19 protein-coding genes are annotated in these 16,634 nt (G+C 72.8%); 7 read left to right on the forward strand and 12 right to left on the reverse strand.

All coding sequences use genetic code 11. The features are described from left to right. Window positions 1-229: 229 nt before the first annotated feature. The 3 genes from ACFVIM_RS12995 (at window position 230) to ACFVIM_RS13005 (ending at window position 2,117) form a co-directional block, all read left to right on the forward strand. Window positions 230-1,075 carry a DeoR/GlpR family DNA-binding transcription regulator gene (locus ACFVIM_RS12995; protein WP_384300758.1) on the forward strand — a complete coding sequence of 282 codons (846 nt, stop codon included), beginning with the start codon at window positions 230-232 and terminating at the stop codon, window positions 1,073-1,075. A gap of 4 nt (window positions 1,076-1,079) precedes the next feature. Further along, entirely contained in the window at window positions 1,080-1,541 is a 462-nt protein-coding gene (locus tag ACFVIM_RS13000; RefSeq protein ID WP_384300759.1) for an SRPBCC family protein, read from the forward strand. Between the two features lie 87 nt (window positions 1,542-1,628). Next, a complete protein-coding gene (locus ACFVIM_RS13005) occupies window positions 1,629-2,117 on the forward strand; it encodes an SRPBCC family protein (protein ID WP_384300760.1) in 489 nt (162 codons plus the stop codon). 191 nt (window positions 2,118-2,308) lie between these two features. Here ACFVIM_RS13005 and ACFVIM_RS13010 read toward each other — a convergent pair whose 3' ends face one another. Then, window positions 2,309-3,442 carry a PLP-dependent cysteine synthase family protein gene (locus ACFVIM_RS13010; RefSeq protein WP_384300761.1) on the reverse strand — a complete coding sequence of 378 codons (1,134 nt, stop codon included), beginning with the start codon at window positions 3,440-3,442 and terminating at the stop codon, window positions 2,309-2,311. A gap of 202 nt (window positions 3,443-3,644) precedes the next feature. Here ACFVIM_RS13010 and ACFVIM_RS13015 point away from each other — a divergent pair, with 202 nt between their 5' ends. Together ACFVIM_RS13015 and ACFVIM_RS13020 are read left to right on the forward strand one after the other, a co-directional pair. Beyond that, the gene (locus tag ACFVIM_RS13015) at window positions 3,645-3,968 is read left to right on the forward strand and encodes a hypothetical protein (protein WP_384300762.1); all 324 of its coding nucleotides are present in this window, start codon (window positions 3,645-3,647) and stop codon (window positions 3,966-3,968) included. Between the two features lie 269 nt (window positions 3,969-4,237). Further along, window positions 4,238-4,816: an ATP-binding protein gene (locus ACFVIM_RS13020; protein ID WP_384300763.1), complete on the forward strand. Its 579-nt coding sequence runs from the start codon at window positions 4,238-4,240 to the stop codon at window positions 4,814-4,816. 207 nt (window positions 4,817-5,023) lie between these two features. On the opposite strand, the gene ACFVIM_RS13025 is transcribed toward ACFVIM_RS13020, so the two are convergent. Beyond that, the gene (locus tag ACFVIM_RS13025) at window positions 5,024-5,884 is read right to left on the reverse strand and encodes a YhjD/YihY/BrkB family envelope integrity protein (protein WP_384300764.1); all 861 of its coding nucleotides are present in this window, start codon (window positions 5,882-5,884) and stop codon (window positions 5,024-5,026) included. Window positions 5,885-6,068: 184 nt separating this feature from the next. After that, complete coding sequence (locus ACFVIM_RS13030; protein WP_384300765.1) at window positions 6,069-7,283, reverse strand: ROK family protein; 1,215 nt, start codon at window positions 7,281-7,283, stop codon at window positions 6,069-6,071. A gap of 276 nt (window positions 7,284-7,559) precedes the next feature. Between ACFVIM_RS13030 and ACFVIM_RS13035 the strand changes: the two genes are divergently transcribed. Then, a complete protein-coding gene (locus ACFVIM_RS13035) occupies window positions 7,560-8,786 on the forward strand; it encodes an MFS transporter (RefSeq protein ID WP_384300766.1) in 1,227 nt (408 codons plus the stop codon). Between the two features lie 68 nt (window positions 8,787-8,854). On the opposite strand, the gene ACFVIM_RS13040 is transcribed toward ACFVIM_RS13035, so the two are convergent. The 8 genes from ACFVIM_RS13040 to ACFVIM_RS13075 form a co-directional block, all read right to left on the reverse strand. Next, complete coding sequence (locus ACFVIM_RS13040; protein ID WP_384300767.1) at window positions 8,855-9,667, reverse strand: alpha/beta fold hydrolase; 813 nt, start codon at window positions 9,665-9,667, stop codon at window positions 8,855-8,857. Between the two features lie 88 nt (window positions 9,668-9,755). After that, window positions 9,756-10,187: a hypothetical protein gene (locus ACFVIM_RS13045; protein WP_384300768.1), complete on the reverse strand. Its 432-nt coding sequence runs from the start codon at window positions 10,185-10,187 to the stop codon at window positions 9,756-9,758. A 67-nt stretch (window positions 10,188-10,254) separates the two neighbouring features. Continuing rightward, window positions 10,255-10,506 (reverse strand): hypothetical protein, encoded by a 252-nt coding sequence (locus ACFVIM_RS13050; protein WP_384300769.1) that lies wholly within the window; start codon window positions 10,504-10,506, stop codon window positions 10,255-10,257. After that, complete coding sequence (locus ACFVIM_RS13055) at window positions 10,503-10,886, reverse strand: DUF2089 domain-containing protein (protein WP_384300770.1); 384 nt, start codon at window positions 10,884-10,886, stop codon at window positions 10,503-10,505. Before ACFVIM_RS13055 ends, ACFVIM_RS13050 begins: the two co-directional genes overlap by 4 nt. A 194-nt stretch (window positions 10,887-11,080) precedes the next feature. Beyond that, complete coding sequence (locus tag ACFVIM_RS13060) at window positions 11,081-11,473, reverse strand: VOC family protein (RefSeq protein ID WP_384300771.1); 393 nt, start codon at window positions 11,471-11,473, stop codon at window positions 11,081-11,083. A gap of 186 nt (window positions 11,474-11,659) precedes the next feature. Then, window positions 11,660-12,325, reverse strand: a complete 666-nt coding sequence (locus ACFVIM_RS13065; RefSeq protein WP_384300772.1) for a response regulator — start codon at window positions 12,323-12,325, stop codon at window positions 11,660-11,662. After that, a complete protein-coding gene (locus ACFVIM_RS13070) occupies window positions 12,322-13,671 on the reverse strand; it encodes a sensor histidine kinase (protein WP_384300773.1) in 1,350 nt (449 codons plus the stop codon). The genes ACFVIM_RS13065 and ACFVIM_RS13070 overlap by 4 nt, the downstream gene beginning before the upstream one ends. Window positions 13,672-13,792: 121 nt before the next feature. Then, window positions 13,793-14,500, reverse strand: coding sequence for a TetR/AcrR family transcriptional regulator (locus ACFVIM_RS13075; protein ID WP_384300774.1), 708 nt, complete (start codon window positions 14,498-14,500; stop codon window positions 13,793-13,795). Between the two features lie 199 nt (window positions 14,501-14,699). On the opposite strand from ACFVIM_RS13075, the gene ACFVIM_RS13080 reads away from it, so the two are divergent. Beyond that, window positions 14,700-15,218 carry a nitroreductase family deazaflavin-dependent oxidoreductase gene (locus tag ACFVIM_RS13080; RefSeq protein WP_384300775.1) on the forward strand — a complete coding sequence of 173 codons (519 nt, stop codon included), beginning with the start codon at window positions 14,700-14,702 and terminating at the stop codon, window positions 15,216-15,218. 106 nt (window positions 15,219-15,324) lie between these two features. On the opposite strand, the gene ACFVIM_RS13085 is transcribed toward ACFVIM_RS13080, so the two are convergent. Next, a complete protein-coding gene (locus ACFVIM_RS13085; protein WP_384300776.1) occupies window positions 15,325-16,596 on the reverse strand; it encodes a geranylgeranyl reductase family protein in 1,272 nt (423 codons plus the stop codon). Between the last annotated feature and the right edge of the window lie 38 nt (window positions 16,597-16,634).

A 16,634-nucleotide genomic window follows, 5' to 3' on the forward strand; every position in this document is an offset into this window, starting at 1 on the left:
AGGTACGAGCGATCGAGCACGTCGGACGCGAGACACCATCCCCCAGCGCCCCGGAGGGAGAACAACCGCTCAAGGCACCGTGGCAGGATGGGGCGACCGCGGCCCCCGGGCCCGGCGGACGACGCTGAGACGACGGCGGGACAACGGCGACAGGATGGCGCGGTGACGGCGCGGCGACGCCGGCCATGCCGATGACCACGCCGACGAGACGGAAGGACCGGCCCCGGCAGTGACGGACAACCAGAACCTGCTCGCCGAGCAGCGGCGCGCCCTCATCCTCGACGAGGTCCGCAGACGCGGCGGGGTACGGGTGAACGAACTCACCCGCAGGCTCAACGTCTCCGACATGACGGTCCGCCGGGACCTGGACGCCCTGGCCCGCCAGGGCGTCGTCGAGAAGGTCCACGGCGGCGCGGTCCCGGTGGTCGAGACCAGCACCCACGAGCCGGGCTTCGAGGTCAAGTCGGCGCTGGAGCTGCGGGCCAAGGAGGAGATCGCCCGGGCCGCCGCGCGGCTGGCCGCACCGGGCAGCGCCATCGCGCTCTCCGGCGGGACCACCACCTACGCGCTGGCGCACCGGCTGCTGGAGGTCCCCGATCTGACGGTGGTCACCAACTCGGTACGGGTCGCCGACGTCTTCCACACGGCCCAGCGTCCGGCGTCCTCCGGTGAGCCCCCCGCGCCCCGGCCGGGCGCGGCCACCGTGGTACTCACCGGAGGGATGAGGACGCCCTCGGACTCGCTGGTGGGCCCGGTCGCCGACCAGGCGATCCGCTCGCTCCACTTCGATGTCCTCTTTCTCGGGGTGCACGGGATCTCGGTCGAGGCGGGACTGTCGACGCCGAACCTGGCCGAGGCCGAGACCAACCGGCATCTCGTCCGGGCCGCGCGACGGGTGGTGGTGATCGCGGACCACACCAAGTGGGGGACGGTGGGTCTCAGCTCCTTCGCGGCGCTGACGGAGGTGGACACGCTGGTGACCGACGCGGGGCTGTCGGAGCGGGCGCGCGAGGAGATCGCCGAGCATCTGCCCCGGCTGATCGTCGCCGACGACACCGAAGACCGGGCGGAGTGAGCCCGTGGCGCCGTTCCGGCTGACGCGATCGGTGGCCGCCGGGCCGGAGGAGGTCTGGCGCCGGGTCACCGACTGGCGCGCGCACGCGGCGCGGGTGCCGCTGACCCGGCTGGCCTCGGTGCGGGGTGAGCCGGTCGGCCCGGGGACGCTGGTGGTGGTCCGCTCGGGGATCGGCCGGTTCGGTGTCGACGACCCGATGGAGGTGGTCCGCTGGGAGCCCCCCGCGCCCGGTGTCCCCGGCCGCTGCCGGCTGGAGAAGCGCGGCCGGGTGGTGCGGGGCTGGGCTGAGATCACCGTGCTGGGGCGGGAGCGGGAGACGCTGGTGGTCTGGGAGGAGGAGCTGGCCGTGTGGCCGCTGCCCCGCGGACTGGACCCCCTGGTGGCGCGGGTGGGCCGCCGGATGTTCGGGCGCGCGCTGGACGGGGTGCTGCGCGGTGTCGCGCCGGGGGGCGGGGGCGCGTTCTGAGAGCCCCGTTCCATACCGTTGGTGATGGAGTGTCAGTTAGGGTGCGAGCCCAGGTCCCTGTCAGCCCCGCCAACGGAAGGTATGTCCATGGCCCGCCGACTGCGCCCCGTCGAACTCGACTTCCTGGACTCCGCACCCGTCCGGCTGGTCTTCACCACGACGATGAGGGCGCGTCCGGCGGCGGTGTACCAGGCGCTGGCGGAGGACGTGACGGCCTGGGGCACCTGGTTCCCCGCGGTCTCCTGGGCCCGGCCGACCCATGGCGGCGCGGGCCGCGAGATCAAGCTGAGGGCCGGGGTCCGCTTCGGTGAGACGATCCTGGCGGCCGACCCCGCCGAACGCTACGCCTACCGGGTCGACACCACGAACGCGCCGGGCGTGACCGCGCTGCTGGAGGAGTGGCGGATCGACCCCGGGGGCGACGGCAGCCGGGTGCGGTGGGTCTTCGCGACGGACGGGCCCCCGCCCGTCCGGCGTGTGCTGCGGCTGCTCCGCCCGGGTCTCGGGCGATCGTTCCGGAGCGCGACGCGCAATCTCGACCGGAGGCTGGGCCCGCCCCGGCGGCCGGGCGGATGAGCGGGCCGCCCGCGCGCTGGTGACCCATCGCATCCGACCCGTACGCCTCCACGCCTGGACGCTCACCCCGCTCTCGTACGCCCGCTCACGCGCCCCGGCTTCCGTACGCCCGTCAGTCCGTCGGCCCGTCAGTCCGTCAGTCCGTCAGTCCGTCAGTCCGTCAGTCCGTCGGCGGAGAGCATACGAAGGGTTCAGCGCGGCCAGTCGCCCGTCGCCAGGAAGTGGTCGATCTGATGGCGGTACGGGGTGATGTCGAGGCCCTGCTCCGCCAGCCAGTCGTCGGAGTAGTAGCGGTCCAGATACCGCTCCCCCGGATCGCAGATGAGGGTGACGACGCTGCCGCGCCGCCCCTCGGCGACCATCTCCGCCACGATCCGCAGGGCGCTCCACAGCCCGGTGCCGGTGGAGCCGCCCGCCTTGCGTCCGATCGCCGCGTCGAGCGCGCGGACGGCGGCGACACTGGCCGCGTCGGGAACCTTCATCATCCGGTCGATCGCGCCCGGCAGGAAACTCGGCTCCATACGGGGGCGGCCGATGCCCTCGATACGCGAGCCACGGTCGCTGCTGGCGCCGGGATCACCCTGGGTCCAGCCGTCGAAGAAACAGGAGTTCTCCGGGTCCGGCACACAGACCCGGGTGTCGTACTGCATGTAGCGCGCGTAGCGGCCGATGGTGGCCGAGGTGCCGCCGGTGCCCGCGGTGGCGACGATCCAGGTGGGCTCCGGATAGCGCTCCAGCCGCAGTTGCTGGTAGATCGACTCGGCGATGTTGTTGTTGCCGCGCCAGTCGGTGGCGCGCTCCGCGTAGGTGAACTGGTCCATGTAGTGGCCGCCGGTGCGCTCGGCGAGGGCGGCCGACTCCTCGTACACCGTGCGCGGATCGTCCACGAAGTGGCACCGGCCGCCGTGGAACTCGATCAGCCGGATCTTCTCGGCGCTGGTGGTGCGGGGCATCACCGCGACGAAGGGCACACCGATCAGCTTGGCGAAGTACGCCTCGGAGACGGCTGTGGAACCGCTGGACGCCTCCACGACGGGCCGACCCGGTCTGATCCAGCCGTTGCAGAGGCCGTAGAGGAACAGCGAACGCGCCAGCCGGTGCTTGAGGCTTCCGGTGGGGTGGGTGGACTCGTCCTTGAGGTAGAGGTCGATGCCCCACTCCTCCGGCAGCGGAAAGCGGAGCAGATGGGTGTCGGCGGAGCGGTTGGCATCCGCCTGCACCTTGCGGACCGCCTCTTTCAGCCATGCCCGGTACTCCGGATCGCTCTGGTCGACATCCATCGTCGCCATGGCCCCGCCCGCCACATCCCCTGCTTCGGTCTCCATCGCGACCTTCCCTCACCTGTGCTGGAACCTGAGCTTCCGTCCCGCCACACTAAGCCCCCCACCTGGGCAAACCTTCGCTTTGGGCAGCCATAGGGGTCACTTGGGCCGGTCGATGTGTGGGGCATTGTCCACACGTACTGGTGCGTCCGGCCGGAGTTCGGCAGACTGCGAGGAGCGACGTGACGAAAGGGGCGGAGGGCCGATGGAGATGGCTGAGCCCGAATTCCGGGCCACGGGCGTACGGATCGAGCGGTGGCCCCGCTCGCTCACCAAGGCCGGACAGGTGCTGATCAAGGACGGCAAGCTGGAGTTGCTCACCAGCTACGGCCGGGTGATCGACAGCGCCCCGGTCCGCGCGGTCAGGACCGGCCGGGCGTGGTTCGCCGACGAGGCGAGCACGGCGCTCACGGTCAACGGCAAGCGCTACCGCCTCACCATGGGCCAGCGCGAACACCGCGCGGACGGCGAGATACTCACGGGCCGGTTCCTCAAGGCCGTGCACGGCGCGGGCGTCACCGAGGACTGACCCGCCCCGACCCCGGCCCCGGCGCGCTTCGCCACCCCCTGGCGCGCGTGGCACGGGGTGACCGGCGTGCCGCCCGGCCCGGACGGGCCGCGGACGCCGAGTTGTGAGACCAGGGTGACTGGCTCACACTGATCTCACCTCACTCAGGGTGCATCGGCGGTGACGCTGCGAACCAGCCCTCGCCGCCGGGGGACCATACTTCAGCAGGCGGCCGACTGCTGGATCCGAACTCCGTCTTCTTCCGGACCACATTTCGGGGAGTCGCAGCCGTGATCAGCCAGCCAAGCAGGCACTGCACGGTGGAGCTCCAGGCCCTGCCGTCGCGGATCGGTCAGGTCCGCAGAATCCTCTCGGCACAACTGCGTTACTGGAACCTCGATCCCTTGATCGACCCGGCCGCGCTGGGTGTCACCGAACTCCTGACCAACGTCCATCAGCACGCGGAACCCGACAAGGTCTGCGTCGTGGACATCGAACTGCTGCTCGACCATCTCACCGTCTCCGTCCATGACCACGATCCCCGGCTGCCGACCCTCACCTCCGGCTCCGAGAGCCGCCCCTTCGGGGACGGTGACCTCTTCGCCACATCGGGACGAGGGCTGGGGCTGATAGCGGCGATGAGCGACACCTGGGGGATCCGCCCCCAGGGCGAGGGCGGGAAGACGGTGTGGTTCACCCTCGCCGCCCCCGCCGCCGTCACGCCCCCACCACACGCCCAACCCTCCCGGGCCTCCGCTGGAGAGCCGATTCCCGGGCCGGACGACGAACCCCGCCGCGCCCCGGACGATCTGACGGCGGGCCGGGCTCCGCGCCACGGCACCGGGCTGATCGGCGCGGATCGGCGCTGACCGCGCGCTGTTCCGGAGCGATTCGGCGTGATTCGGCGTGATCCTGGGCGATTCGGGATGACCCGAGGTGATCCGGGGTGATCCGGGGGCGCGGCTCGGGGCCGGGCCCGGCGCCGAGCCTGCGCCGGGGCCACCGGTCGCGGGGAGGGACCACGGCTCATCGGCGCCACCGGAATCCCGGCCCAGGCCGCACGCGCGGAGGACGGGTCAGCGGTCCTCCGCCCGGGGCGGCAGGGCGCGGGCGAGGCGGCGGTGCACCCGTGCCTCGTGGACGAGACGGCCCGCCAGGGCACCCCCGTACACGACGACCCCGACACCGACCAGCCAGGACTGGAGCACCAGGACGGTGCCGAAGGGGCCGTAGGTGACCGCGTTCGAGGCGATCAGCGGCGAGAAGACGAACTGGGAGAAGACGCGCAGCCCGAGCATGGCCAGCGCGGTGAGGACCGCGCCCGGCAGCAGGGCGGACCAGCGGACCCGCCCGCCGAGCAGGATCCGCTGGGAGAACCAGAAGAAGAGACAGGTACCGGCCAGGTCGGCGAGGGCGGCCCCGGCGGTCCTGACGGCCTGACCGGTCGGCACGGGTGTGTTGACGAAGAGCAGCAGGCAGAAGATGAGGACCGCGAGCCAGACGACATGGCGCCACATGGTGTGCCAGCGGGCGGTGGGCAGGTCCCAGACCTTCTCGTAGCCGGTCTGCACGGCGGAGCCGAAGGTGAGGCCGAAGGCGGCGAGGGCGGCGAGACCGAAGGCGGTGGTGCGCTGGAGCGCGGTCCCCGGCAGACCGAAGACCTCCTCGATCTCCCGCTGGGAGGCGGGGGAGACCCCGAGCGCCTGCCCCAGCCAGCGGGCGAAGCCCTGGCCGCTGGCGGGGTCGGCCGCCGCGACGACGACCAGCAGGGGCACGAGGGTCAGGAAGGCGAGCGCGGCGAAGCCCATGGCGCGGTGGAACAGTTCCATCTCCCGGCCCCGGTTCCAGGCGAGGCCGAGCGGCGAGGCGAGGACGCGGCGGTGCGCGCGTTCCAGCCGGTGGGGAGCGCGGTCCACGGCGGGGGGCTGACGGCTCATGGTCGTCAGGTACCCGCTCGCCCACGGGGAGCCGCCCGCCGTGCCGCCGGACGGGTGGCTCCTTCCGTACCTCTCCCGTGCGCGAGGCTCCCTCCCGTACCCCTCTCGCACGCGGCGCCCCTCCGTACCCCTCTCGTACGCGAGGCTCCCTCCGTACCCCTCTCGTACGCGCCGGGACGGCGGGTCAGCCGAGCACGGCGAGTGGGTCGTCCAGGACCGGCTGCCAGGCCAGTTCGGCGGCGCCGACGAGGCTGTTGTGGTCGAGCGAGCAGGCCAGGATCGGCACACCGCCGCTGCGGCCCCACAGGCTGCGGTCGGCGACGACGGCGCGCAACCGCTCGGGCGCGGCCTTGAACAGTTCGCGGTGGAGGCCGCCGAGGATGATGCGGTCGGGGTTGAGGATATTGACGAGACCGGCGAGCCCGAGGCCGAGCCGGTCGACGAGGACCTCGGTGGCGGCCCGTACCCGGGGCTCCCCGCTCTCCCGCTGGAGCAGGTCACGGCACCGCTCCAACAGGGAGATCTCCGGGCCCGGCTCGCGGCCCGCGGTGGTGAGGAAGGCGAGCGGATCCGTCTCCACGTCCAGACAGCCCCGGCTGCCGCAGTGACACGGGCGGCCCTCGGGGTGGACGGTGAGATGACCGACCTCCAGGGCGAGGCCCGAGCTTCCGGTGTGCAGCCGTCCGTCGAGGACGAGGGCGCCGCCGACGCCCCGGTGGCCGGTGGCGACGCACAGGAGGTGGACCGCGCCGCGTCCGGCGCCGTGGCGGTGCTCGGCGAGGGCGGCGAGGTTGATGTCGTTGCCGACGAAGACGGGCGCGGCGACTCCGGCGTCCTTGATCCGCGCGGCGAAGATCCGCCGTACGGGGGCGCCCGCCGCCCACGCGAGATGCAGCGGGTTCAGGGCGACGCCGTCGGGTTCGGCGACGGCCGACGGCACGGCGAGGCCCGCCCCCGCGCACCGGCGTCCGCTGGCGCGCAGCAGGGCGGCCCCGGCGTCGACGACCTCGCCGATGACCTGCTCCGGGTCGGCCGAGACGGTGACACAGCCGGGTGAGGTGGCGACGATCCGGCCGCCGAGTCCGACGAGCGCGGCGCGGAAGCCGTCGTAGTGGATCTGCGCGGCGAGGACCACCGGGCCCGTGTCGTCCACGGCGAGCCGGTGCGAGGGGCGGCCCTGGGATCCGGCGGCGGCGGTGGGGCGGGAGTCGACCCGGATGAGTCCGAGGGCGGCGAGTTCGGCGGCGACGGCACCGGCGGTGGCGCGGGTGACGCCGAGTTCGGCGGTGAGGACGGCGCGGGTGGGCGCACGGCCCGTGTGGACCAGTTCCAGGGCGGGTCCCAGGGCGTTGCGGCCCCGTTCCAGCTTTGTTCTGGCGCTTGTCGCCTTGCCGTTCATGGTGGCGAGTCTCCCATGGTCCGAGGGCGGTTCCGGCCCATGGGCCGGAGGGTGGCCGGAGGGTGGTACGGAAGGTGGCCGGGAGGGGGGACGCGGGCCCGGCAGGGGGGTTGGGGCGAGGTGCGGCACCAGCCCCGGCGTCGCGGATAACGGAGGGGACCTTCCGAATATCGGGCGACAGATCCCGGATAGCGGGTGACGGGCTCCGGGCAGCGGGTTCCGGCCCGGCACCGCCGATGTCTTGTTCGCATCGCACCTCCCCCGTATCCTCCGTTTGTGCCCAACCTAAACAAACTAGGGAAGGCCGTTCCAGGGGGAGTCCGCGGAACCACTGCGTCCTCTTCTTTGTCGCGCCTCCGCACCGCCCTCACCGTCTTCTTCGTCCTCGACGGCTTCCTCTTCGCCGGCTGGGTGGTCCGCATCCCCGCCATCAAGGAACAGACCGGGGCCTCCGCCAGCGCGCTCGGACTCGCGCTGCTCGGGGTGTCCGCGGGCGGGGTGGTGACGATGACACTCACGGGGCGCCTGTGCCGCCGTTACGGCGCGCTCCCGGTCACCGTCGCGGCCGCCGGACTGATGTCACTGAGCATCGTGCTGCCGCCGCTGACCGGCTCCGCGCTCGCGCTCGGACTGGTCCTGCTGCTCTTCGGCGCGTGTTTCGGGGCGATGAGTGTCTCCCTGAACAGCGCGGCGGTCGACCTGGTCGCCGCCCTGGGCCGGCCGCTGATGCCGGTCCTCCACGGCGCCTACAGCCTGGGCGGCATGGTCGGCGCGGGTCTGGGCGCACTGGTCGCCGGGGGGATGTCCCCCACCGTCCATCTGGTACTGCTCGGCGCGACCGGCGTGCTGATCACGGTCGCCGCCGCGCCCGCGCTGCTGCGGCACGCGCCCGCGCCGCGCCCCGCCACCGAGACGGCCGCCGCACCGCTCCGGATCACCGGCCGTACCCGGCGGGTCGTGCTCCTCTGCGGGGTGATCGCGCTCTGTACGGCGTACGGAGAGGGCGCGATGGCCGACTGGGGTGCCCTTCATCTGGAGCAGGACCTGGGCGCCCATCCCGGCGTCGCGGCCCTGGGCTACTCCCTCTTCGCCCTCGCGATGACCGTGGGACGGCTCTCCGGCACCCTCCTGCTGGAGCGGCTCGGCCAGACCCGCACCGTGGCCGCGGGCGGGCTGACGGCGGCGCTCGGCATGCTGGTCGGCGCCCTCGCGCCGACGGTCTGGCTCGTGCTGTGCGGTTTCGCCCTGGCGGGCCTCGGGCTGGCGAACATCTTCCCGGTCGCCGTGGCCCGCGCGGGCGCGGTCGCCGGCCCCTCCGGAGTCGCGGCGGCCTCCACCCTCGGCTACACCGGCATGCTGATCGGCCCCCCGGCCATCGGTTTCCTCGCCGACTGGCTCTCCCTGCCGATGGCGCTGACGACGGTGGCCCTGCTCGCGGCCGCCGCGGCGGTCATCGGGTACGCGGGACGGAACGCGGCGGCCGAGGCGACCGCACGGCCGTAGCGGCTGTCAGCGCCGCCCGGAGCCGGCCTCGCCGACCTCGCGAGAAGACCGCCTGACCACAGCGGCCATCAGCCCCGTCCCGGGCCAGGGGCGCCGACCTCGCGCACGGCCCCGGCGACGGCACGGAAGTCCTTGCGCAGGATGGCGCCGTGGTTGCTGGGGACCTTCGCGTGGATCCGGATGTTCGGGTTGCGCTCGGTCACCGCGGGGAGGCTGGCACAGATCAGTTCGTGCCCGCCCTGACTGCCGAGGGACTCCCCCGAGGCGACCACGTACCGCGCCGGGACGCTGATGGTGTCGAGGACGGGACCCAGCTCGCCTTCCCGGGCGAGCCTGCCGATCTCGATATTGCTCTCCGCCATCTGGTCGGGGGTCATCCGGGGGGTCAGACCCGTCGGACGCACCAGCGACATCAGCCAGCCCCACCGCCGGAACGTCTTCCGGATGCCCGCTTCCAGTTCGTCATTGAGCCAGTCGTAGGGCTGCGCGCCGTCGACCATGACCGTGCCCACGGTACGGTCCGGATACCGGCTGGCCCAGTGGGCCGCGACGAACGCCCCGTAGGACCAGCCCACCACCACCGCCCGGTCCACCTCCCGGGCCGCGAGGACGGCGGCGACGTCCCGGATGGCGGCCTCGAAGGAGTAGTCCGCCGAACGCTTCGACTTGCGGCCCCGGGCCCGCTCGTCAAAGGTGATGTGCCGCCACCCCGTCCCCAGGTCGGCGATGACCCGCCGCCAGTAGCCCTGGGTGGCGAACTGGCCGTTGAGATAGAGCACGGGAACACCGGTCCCGCCGGTGTCGGTGACGGCCAGGGCCGTATCGTCGACCGGCACCATGCCGGTCCATGGCCCTCGGGTCGCGTGCGTACGGTCGCTCATCATCCGTTCCCCCCGGTCAACGCGCTGGGTCCGGTCTGATGGATCAGGCCGGCCCTGGTCGTGGCGGGCGTCCTCGGCCCCGGCGGCCTCACTCGCAGAACACCCGCACCGCGGAGCCCGGCTCGCCGATGTCGATGTCGAGGTCGGCGAGGTGCTCGATCAGCTCCTCGATGTCCTGCTGCCGCAGCTGGGTCAGGTCGACCGGCACCCCGGCCTTGTCCAGTTCCGCGTTGAGCCTGGTGAGGGCCTGCGGCGGGATGAGGCTGGTGAGGCGGACCCCGGCGCGCAGCAGTTGCAGCGGTACCCGGATGTTGACCCGGCTGGCGCCGTCGGCGCCGGGGGCCTCCTCCTCCTGGACCACCACGCGCAGATACCTGGGCGGCGGCTTGGGGTGGGACGCGGCTCCCGGGTGTGCGGTGGGCCGCGGTCGTTCCAGGGCGTCGATCAGACGTTCCGCCTCGGCCGCGGTGACCTTGCCCTCGGCCAGCATCTCCAGGATCTGGCGGCGTTGCTCATCCATGGTCACTCCTGTGCTCTCTCAGTCATCTCAGCCATCTGACGTATCTGGCTCATCTGGCTCATCTGGCTCATCTGATGCTTATCCGCAGGGCCGTTGGGCCCAGCGCCATCTCGAACCGGGTGCCGGGCAGCGCCCACAGCAGTCGCCCGGTGTCACGCAGCGCGCCGACCGGGCTGACCCGGAAGACGGCCCAGGCGGCCACGGCCGCCAGCACGGCGAGCGGCAGCAGCACCGGCAGAACCACCGGGACGGGGATGAACAGCCGTAACCAGCGACCAGTGGGGCGGCGATGACCCACCGTCACCAGATACGGGATCACCGGGACCGCTCCAGCTCGGCCAGGGCCTCCTCGGCGCTGATCTCCCCCCGCCGCAGACGGTCGACGACATCGGCGGCGGTGGGCGCCGGGCCGGTGTCGATGGGTGCCGGGTCGGTATCGACGAAGTCGAGCCGCCCGGCGATCCGGTTCAGCCGGGACTTGACCGTCGGGTAGCTCACCCCGAAGATCCGCTCCATCTCCTTGATGGAGCCGTGCGCCCGTACGAACGCGGTGACGAACACCTGGTCATCGATGCCGAGCTGGGCCAGCTGCGGCGGCTCGAACTCTCCCTCGACCGCGACGCCGTTGCCGACGAGACGGACCCGCTCGACCACGAAGGTCCGCCCTTGCGTCAGGTCCGTCAGCTCCTGCCAGTCCACCCTTGGCTCCCCTGCCTCTCCATGAAGCGTTCGCTATTCATTTCTATCTTGAGTTTTTCAAGATGACAACGCTCAGATCTTAATTTTCTTAACTACGGGTCGCGTTGAGGAGGTCGACGGCGTCTGGAGCCACCCGGAGTGACGACATCCGGGCCCTCGGCCGGGGCCATGGCCCGGGTGTCGGCCGGGCAGGGCTATCCCTGTCGGGGCCGCCGGAGGACCAGACAGAACGGGTGCCCCACCGGGTCGGCGTAGACCCGCCAGCCCCGCCCCGCCGCGTCGGCGTCCAGCACCGTCGCGCCGAGGGCCCGCACCCGCTGGTCGGCCCGGTCCAGGTCCGCCACCTCGAAGTCCAGGTGGAACTGCTGCGGCCGCTCCGGATCCGGCCAGGCCGGCGGCCGGTAGTCGGCCACCCGCTGGAAGGCGAGGACAGGGCCGGACGCGGTGTGCAGGGTCGCCCAGCCGTCGTCGAGGGCCCAGCGCCGGTCGGGCCGGTTGACCTCTCCGCCCGCCAACGCTCCGTAGAACGAGGCCAGTTCCGCCGGGTCGGGGCAGTCGAGCACCACACACTGAAGTTCAGCGATCATGGACCGATCCTAAGGACGGTCCGGACATCTCGGGCGGGCGAACCGCCGGTCCGCCACCGGTCGGCCCACCGTCCCCGACATCCTGATGCCGGATCGGTGGGACCCCGCGTACGGTACGGATCCACAGCGCCCTCGTCCCACCGTACGGAGCGGGGAACCGCGCCACGGAACTCCCGCCGCACCGCCTCAGCCGAGCCAGCCCGGCCGGACCAGCCCCGACTCATACGCCAGGACGACCAGTTGGGCGCGGTCGCGGGCACCGAGCTTGACCATCGTGCGACTGACGTGCGTCTTCGCCGTCAGCGGGCTGACGATCAGCCGACGGGCGATCTCGTCGTTCGTCAGCCCCATCCCCACCAGGGTCATCACCTCACGCTCACGGTCGGTGAGACAGGAGAGCTCCCCCGCGTCGGCGGGGGCCTTGGACCGCGCGGCGAACTCCGCGATCAGCCGGCGGGTCACCCCGGGCGACAGCAGGGCGTCCCCGGCGACGACCGCGCGCACCGCGCGCAACAGCTCATCGGGCTCGGTGTCCTTGACCAGGAAGCCGGAGGCGCCACGGCGGAGCGCCTCGAAGACATACTCATCGAGTTCGAAGGTGGTGAGCATGACCACCCGCACCTGACCGAGGTCCGGGTCCTCGGTGATCCGGTGGGTGGCGGCGAGCCCGTCCAGGACGGGCATGCGGATGTCCATCAAGACGATGTCCGGGCGGAGTTCGCGCACCAGGCGCACGGCCTCCTCACCATCGGCGGCCTCACCGATCACCGCGATATCGCGCTGTGCGTCGAGCAAGGCCCGGAAACCCGCCCTGACCAGCAGTTGGTCATCGGCGAGCAGAACGCGGATCACGAGGTCTCCTTCGTCTCGTCCGGGGGAACCGCCGTTCGGCCCCCTCGGTGCGGCGGGGCGGACGCCGCCGCACCGCACCGGGGCTCCCGGCGCGGCACCGGCAGCTCGGCCAGCACGCCGAAGCCTCCGTCGGGGCGGGTACCCGCCTCGATCCGGCCACCGAGCGCGGCGGCGCGCTCCCGCATCCCGGCGAGGCCGTTGCCGCTGCCGCCCGCGTCGGTACCGGTGGCGGGCCCGTCGTCGTCGACCCGGAGGGTCAGCCGCGCCGGGCCATAGCCGAGCCGCACCCGGGCCACCCGGGAACCGGAGTGCCGGACCACGTTGGTGAGCGCCTCCTGCACGATCCGGAACGCGGCCAGGTCCGCGCCCGGCGGCAGCGGGCGCGGAGTGCCCTCGGTGTCGACGGTCACACTCAGGCCCGCCCCGGCGGCCTGGTCGGCCAGTTCGGGCAGGCGGTCGAGGCCCGGCGCGGGGGCACGCGGGGCCTCACCGGGGGCGCGCAGGCCCTCCAGCACCTGGCGGACCTCGCCGAGCGCCTCCTTGCTGGCGGCCTTGATGGTGGTCAGGGCGGTACGGGCCTGCTCGGGGTCGCTGTCGAGCAGGGCGAGGCCGACACCCGCCTGGACGTTGATGACGGAGATGGAGTGGGCCAGCACGTCATGGAGTTCGCGGGCGATGCGCAACCGCTCCTCGTCGGCGCGGCGCCGGGCGGCCGCCGCGCGCTCCATGCGCTCGCGGGCCCATGCCTCCCTCCGTACCCGTACCACCTCGGAACCGGCCAGGACGGCCACCACCCAGACGGCGAAGTACAGTTCCTCGCCCCAGGGGCCGGACCGGTCGCCCGACGGCGGCAGATAGCGGTAGAGCCACTGGCCGATCAGCACATGCCCGGCGAGGAGCACCGCACAGGTCCACGACGCGGCCCGCAGACGCCCGGTGACGACCGCGCGGAAGGTGGCGACGACGACGGGGAGGAAGACCGCCCCGTACGCGCAGCCCGCCGCCTGGAGCACGAGCGCCGCCGCCACGGTTCCGGCCAGGGCGACCAGCGGCCAGCGGACCCGCAGCAGGAGGAAGACCGGGCCGACCAGGAGCAGCGAGCGGGCGAACGCGTCGAGTTGCTGCTGGTCGGGGTGTGCGCGCGAGGCGAACCCGGTGCCGACGAAGACGACCACGGCCACGACCGCGCTGGACACCCAGGGCACTCGGCGCCGCCGATCACCGCTGCCCCCGGGTCCGGGCCTGGCCCCGGACCCGGGCCGCGCCCCGCCACGCCCCCGGCCGCTCCGGCGCCACGGTGGTCCACCGCACCAGCGGAAGGGCGCTTCTTCTCTGGGGACGTTCATGGAGCTCACGCTAGCCCGGACGGGGGACCGAAACGTCTGCCCGGGGTGGGGAGTCGTCATACTCCGGCTGGAGTACGGCGGGCGGGCGGTGGCCGTACGGACCGCGCGGGGCGGATGCCGCTCAATCCCCCCGGACCTGGCGGCGGATGCCCGCGTCCTCGGCCAGCTGCGCGACCGCCTGGGTGAAGAGCGCCTCCCGGTCCTCGACCAGCCGGTGGAACTGGCCGAACACCTCGAAGGAGACCAGCCCGAAGAGCTGGGACCAGGCCGCGACGAGCCGCAGCACCACGGCGGGCGGAAGATCGGGCGCCAGTGCGGCGGCGAGCCGCTCCGCCTCGGGGCGCGCCTCCTCGGAGAGCGTGGGCACGACCAGGGCCTCGGTGCGCGCCGCGTCCCTGGTGACGGCGATCAGCACGGCGCCGACGCGGGAGGCGGGGCCGACGGTGTCCCTCGGGGCGCTGTAGCCCGGCACGGGCGAGCCGTAGAGCAGGGCGTACTCATGGGGGTGGGACAGCGCCCACCTCCGGACCGCCACACAGACCGTGACCCAGTGGCCGGGGTGGTCGGCCGGGTCGGTGGCGGGGATGAGCGCGGCCTCGGCCTCGCTGCCCACGGAGTCGTAGGCGTCGATGATCAGGGCGGTCAGCAGATCGTCCCGGCTGGGGAAGTACCGGTAGAGGGCCGAGGAGACCATGCCCAGCTCCCGGGCGACGGCCCGGAGGGAGAGTTTGGCGGCGCCCTCGGCCGCCAGCTGGCGCCGCGCCTCGGTCTTGATGGCGGCGGTGACTTCGCTACGGGCCCGCTCCCTGGCCCCACGGATGGTCGTCATGCCGGAGAGTCTCCCATCAACGAGAGCGCCATTCCAAAAAGAGAGCACTGCTCTTGATTGTGTTCACCGATCCGTGCACACTGATCTCAACGGAGAGCACTGCTCTCGGAATCTCGCGAGAGCACCGCTCTCGCCCTGCCATCAGCCGACCGCCCCCGCACACGACCCACCCGTCACCACCCGACCACCAGGAGTCACGATGCCCACCACCCACACCTCGCCCCACACCTCGCCCACCACCGACGCGCCCACCACCACGGCCGCCCACTACATCAAGCCCGGCGCCCTCGACTCTCTCCTCAATGGCGTGGTGGGCTGGCTGGCCCGGCGCGGTGTCAGCCTGATGGGTTCCGCCCAGCTCTCCGTGCTCGGCCGCACCAGCGGCGAGTGGCGCGGCATCCCCGTCAATCCCCTCCGCCAGAGCGACACCACATTCCTGGTCTCGGCGCGCGGCCACTCCCAGTGGGTGCGCAATCTGCGGGCGGCGGGGGGCGGGCGGCTCACCCTGGGCCGCGCGGTCCGCCCCTTCACGGCCGTGGAGCTCTCCGACGCCGAGAAGCCCGCCATCCTGCGCGCCTATCTGGAGCGCTGGGGCTGGGAGGTCGGACGGTTCTTCGGTGAGGTCACGGCGGACTCCACCGACGCGGAGCTGCTCGCCGCCGCGCCCAGGCACCCGGTCTTCCGGCTCACCCTCGCCGACGGGCGAGGGGGACGGTGAGGTCAGCGGTGACACCCACCCGCTCCGGCGGCACCGCGCGTTCTCCCCCAAGGACCCGCTCCGGCGACACCGCGCGATCTCCCCGAGGACCCGCCCCCGCTCCCGCCTACTCCTGCTCGGCCTCGGCCGGGCTCTCCCGGCGCGGCGCCGCGCGCCGGTCCATGGTTTCCAGGGCACGACGGGCCATCGGGCTGGTGCGCACGATGCCCGCGAGGGTGGTGGACCCCCGGGTGATCTCCGAGAAGGCACGCCACGCGGGCCGCAGCCCGGTGATGGCGGCGTGGAAGAGACCGGGGCGGCGCTCGAAGACACCGAGGAGACGACGGCCGACGGCCATCTCGACACCGAGCCCCGCCTTGATGGCGAAGGCGTAGTTCAGCGCCTGGCGGCGGGCGTCGACGGCGTCGTGCGCCTCGCAGACGCGCACCGCCCACTCCCCCGCCAGCCGTCCCGAGCGCAGCGCGAACGAGATGCCCTCACGGGTCCAGGGCTCCAGCAGCCCGGCGGCGTCACCGCAGACCAGGACCCGGCCGCGGGAGAGCGGGGAGTCATCCGTACGGCAGCGGGTGAGGTGGCCGGAGGAGATCTCGGGCTCGAAGCCCGCGAGCCCCAGCCGCGCGATGAACTCCTCCAGATAGCGCTTGGTCGCGGCGCCCTCGCCGCGCCGGGAGATCACCCCGACGGTGAGGGTGTCGCCCTTGGGGAAGACCCATCCGTAACTCCCCGGCAGCGGGCCCCAGTCGATGAGCACCCGCCCGGCCCAGTCCTCGGCGACCGTCTGCGGCACCGGGATCTCCGCCTCAAGACCGAGGTCGACCTGGTCGAGCTTGACCCCGACATGCGCCCCTATGCGGCTGGCGCTGCCGTCGGCCCCGACGACCGCGCGGGCCAGGATGGTCTCGCCGTCCGCGGTGACGACGGCGACGGTGCGCCGGTCGGGGACGGCCGGTCCATGCTGCTCGACCCGCGAGACGGTGACCCCGGTACGGAGGGTGGCGCCCGCCTTCTGCGCGTACTCCACGAGTCCGGCATCGAACTCGGGGCGGTTGACCAGCCCGAAGAGCATCCGCTTCGAGCGGCGGGTGCGGGTCAGCCGTCCATTGAGAGTGAAGGTGACGGCGTGGATCCGGTCCCGCAGGGGGAGTTCGAACCCGGGCGGCAGGCTGTCGCGGGACGGGCCGATGATCCCCCCGCCGCAGGTCTTGTAGCGGGGTAGTTCCGCCTTCTCCAGCAGCAGCACCGAACGTCCGGCGACCGCCGCCGCGTATGCCGCCGAGGCCCCGGCGGGCCCGGCGCCGACCACGACGACATCCCACATCCGGTCGTCCTCCCCCGCCGTGTCCCGCTCCGCCGCACTGCCGCCGTTCTCGCTGCTCACGATGTGTTTCCGCTCCCGATCCACGCGTGACCCGTGTT

The sequence above is a fragment of the Streptomyces sp. NPDC057638 genome (assembly GCF_042800315.1).
GTDB lineage: Bacteria > Actinomycetota > Actinomycetes > Streptomycetales > Streptomycetaceae > Streptomyces.

Bases quoted from the DNA above. Each gene is read 5' to 3' on its own strand.
- ACFVIM_RS13005 (WP_384300760.1), top strand. From the start codon at position 1,629: ATGGCCCGCCGACTGCGCCCCGTCGAACTCGACTTCCTGGACTCCGCA.
- ACFVIM_RS13010 (WP_384300761.1), bottom strand. From the start codon at position 3,442: ATGGAGACCGAAGCAGGGGATGTGGCGGGCGGGGCCATGGCGACGATG.
- ACFVIM_RS13015 (WP_384300762.1), top strand. From the start codon at position 3,645: ATGGAGATGGCTGAGCCCGAATTCCGGGCCACGGGCGTACGGATCGAG.
- ACFVIM_RS13025 (WP_384300764.1), bottom strand. From the start codon at position 5,884: ATGAGCCGTCAGCCCCCCGCCGTGGACCGCGCTCCCCACCGGCTGGAA.
- ACFVIM_RS13030 (WP_384300765.1), bottom strand. From the start codon at position 7,283: ATGAACGGCAAGGCGACAAGCGCCAGAACAAAGCTGGAACGGGGCCGC.
- ACFVIM_RS13040 (WP_384300767.1), bottom strand. From the start codon at position 9,667: ATGAGCGACCGTACGCACGCGACCCGAGGGCCATGGACCGGCATGGTG.
- ACFVIM_RS13045 (WP_384300768.1), bottom strand. From the start codon at position 10,187: ATGGATGAGCAACGCCGCCAGATCCTGGAGATGCTGGCCGAGGGCAAG.
- ACFVIM_RS13060 (WP_384300771.1), bottom strand. From the start codon at position 11,473: ATGATCGCTGAACTTCAGTGTGTGGTGCTCGACTGCCCCGACCCGGCG.
- ACFVIM_RS13070 (WP_384300773.1), bottom strand. From the start codon at position 13,671: ATGAACGTCCCCAGAGAAGAAGCGCCCTTCCGCTGGTGCGGTGGACCA.
- ACFVIM_RS13075 (WP_384300774.1), bottom strand. From the start codon at position 14,500: ATGACGACCATCCGTGGGGCCAGGGAGCGGGCCCGTAGCGAAGTCACC.
- ACFVIM_RS13080 (WP_384300775.1), top strand. From the start codon at position 14,700: ATGCCCACCACCCACACCTCGCCCCACACCTCGCCCACCACCGACGCG.